Annotated in this window: 2 protein-coding genes and 1 pseudogene; all 3 read right to left on the minus strand. The window is 60.9% G+C overall.

Annotation, left to right across the window (positions count from 1 at the left end; all coding sequences use genetic code 11):
* Positions 1-494, minus strand: a 494-nt coding sequence (locus tag GX108_06530) for a methylmalonyl-CoA carboxyltransferase (protein ID NLO56691.1), incomplete at its 3' end; no start/stop codon positions are given.
* Between the two features lie 29 nt (positions 495-523).
* Positions 524-1435 (minus strand): annotated as a pseudogene (gene mce, locus GX108_06535) (methylmalonyl-CoA epimerase).
* Between the two features lie 29 nt (positions 1436-1464).
* On the minus strand, positions 1465-2036 hold a 572-nt coding region (locus tag GX108_06540; protein ID NLO56692.1), incomplete at its 5' end, for a methylmalonyl-CoA mutase.

Genomic DNA, 2036 nt, shown 5'->3' on the forward strand with positions numbered 1-2036 from the left:
AACTGGGGCACGACGCCGCTGGCGATGGTATTGCGGTAAAAGATGTTGCCGTAGCCGCTCAGGCTGTCGACAGCCTCCTGGATCCTCGCACCGCCGCTGTCGTTCAGCCCGAGGATGGGTACTCCGTTCTGCATGGCGAGGTCCATGACCTTGCAGATCTTCCTGGCGTGCATCTCGCCCAGGGAACCTCCCATGACGGTGAAGTCCTGGCTGTAGACGTAAACCAGTCGCCCGTCGACGGTGCCGTAACCGGTGACCACGCCATCGCCCGGGAAGGCTTTTTTGCCCATCCCGAAGTGTATGCACCGGTGCTCGACAAGGGCATCGAGTTCGACGAAGCTTCCTTCGTCGAGAAGCTTGTCTATCCTCTCCCTCGCCGTCAACTTGCCCTTTTCGTGCTGCCTCGCGATGGCCTTTTCGCCGCCGCCCGCCTCGGCTTCCTCACGGAGCCTGACCAAGGCCTCGCAAAGCTCTCCAATCGTCCTCTCAGACATCTCTTTTCCTCCCTTTTACGTATTCCCGGTCATTGGCCACGATCCAAAGCCGGACGTTCGCTGAGCTCCAGCAGGACACCCCCCGCCGTCTTGGGGTGTACAAAGGCTATCCTTGCGCCCCCCGCCCCGTATCTCGGTTTCTCGTCGATCATTCTCAGGCCGAGAGCCTTCATCTTCTCGAGGGCTTCCTCCAGGTTTTCGACACGAAGGGCAAGATGATGGATCCCTTCGCCCCTTTTTTCGATGAATTTGGCCACGGGGCTTTCGGGGTCGGTGGCTTCAAGAAGCTCCACCTCGGTGTCGCCCAGGGGGAGGAAGGCCGTCCTGACCTTCTGCTCAGCCACTTCTTCGATCCCCGTACACCTGATCCCCAGCGACTGCTCCCAGAATTTGAGAGCCTCGTCGAGGCTGGAAACGGCTATACCGATATGATCTATCGCAGTAGGCTTCATACTGTCCCTCCGATCGGAGCGGGACCTGCCCGCCCCCGGTGTATCCGCCACTTTCTTAATGGCAGTGCCTTTCTAGGATTCCCTGGACCTTTTATCCCGTACTTTGTCCCTGAGCCACTCTATGCAGGTGCCCGTGGAGGTCCCGGGGCCGAAGATCGCCCCGACGCCCATCCCGGTCAAGCCGGCTATATCTCCCTCGGGGATCACCCCTCCGCCGAAGAGGATGATGTCCTCGGCGTTCTTTTCCTTCAACAGCCGGATTATCTCGCGGAAATAGTGCTCGTGGGCTCCACTCAGGATGCTCACCCCTATGGCGTCGGCGTCCTCCTGAATAGCGGTCTCCACTATGCTCTCGGGGGTCTGCCTGAGGCCGGTGTAGATGACCTCCATGCCCGCGTCCCTGAGGGCTCTTGCCACCACCTTGGCCCCCCTGTCATGACCATCAAGGCCAGGTTTGGCCACGATAACACGGATCCTGCGTTCGTTCATTTCCCGTCCCTCCTGACACCAGGCGTCCCTTAAAGGACGATATTTTCCCTGTATTCCCCGAACTCTTCGCGGAGAACGCCGCAGATCTCGCCCTCCGTAGCGTAGGCCTTCACCGCGTCGATAATGGCCGGCATGAGGTTGGCGCTTTCGTCGCCGGCGGCGGATCGGATCGCTTCGAGTCGGTTGCCGACGAGCACGTTGTCGCGCCCCTGCTTCATGGCCTTCAGGGCCTTCTCCTGGCCTTCGCCGACGGAGGGGTCCACCCGGAGGAGTTCCCGGCCGCCGTTCTCTTCATCGACCTGGAACTTGTTGACGCCCACCACGACGCGTTCGCCGCTCTCGACGGCCCTCTGGTACTGGTAAGCCGCGCCCTGGATCTGCTGCTGGGGATAGCCTTTCTCGATGGCCGCCAGCATGCCGCCCATTTCTTCTATCTTGTCGATGTACTCCAGGGTCTGGCGCGCTATCTCGTTGGTGAGGGCCTCGATGGCATAGCTCCCGGCGAGGGGGTCCACCGTCGAGGTAGACCCTGATTCGCAGGCGATGATCTGCTGAGTCTTGAGGGCTATGCCCACACTCTTCTCCGTGGGCAGGGCAAGGG

The sequence above is a fragment of the Thermovirga sp. genome, assembly GCA_012523215.1.
Classification (GTDB): Bacteria; Synergistota; Synergistia; order Synergistales; family Thermovirgaceae; genus 58-81.